Annotated in this window: 1 protein-coding gene; it reads left to right on the top strand. The window is 62.5% G+C overall.

Annotated elements, in window-relative coordinates:
• Positions 1-240: VCBS domain-containing protein (locus KW825_RS20410; protein ID WP_218330254.1), on the top strand; the 240-nt coding region annotated here is incomplete at both ends.

Here is a 240-nt window from a genome sequence, read left to right as displayed (position 1 = left end):
GCCTGACCATCACCACAGATGGCAAGTGGACCTACAACGTGGCCAACGGCGACGTGCAGTACCTGAAAGAGGGTGAGACCAAGGTCGAGACCTTCACCGTGCACAGTGCCGATGGCACCAGCCACGAAGTGGTCATCACCATCACCGGCACCAACGATCTGCCGGTGATTGCCGGCGACGACCACGGCGCGGTGACCGAGGATGCCAGCAATCCGACCCTGACCGACAGCGGCACCCTGA

Origin of the sequence: Aeromonas sp. sif2433, from assembly GCF_019218705.1 — a bacterium.
Taxonomy (GTDB): domain Bacteria; phylum Pseudomonadota; class Gammaproteobacteria; order Enterobacterales; family Aeromonadaceae; genus Aeromonas; species Aeromonas encheleia.
Note: the sequence above shows the minus strand (reverse complement) of the source record. Positions and strands in the feature narration are given on the sequence as shown.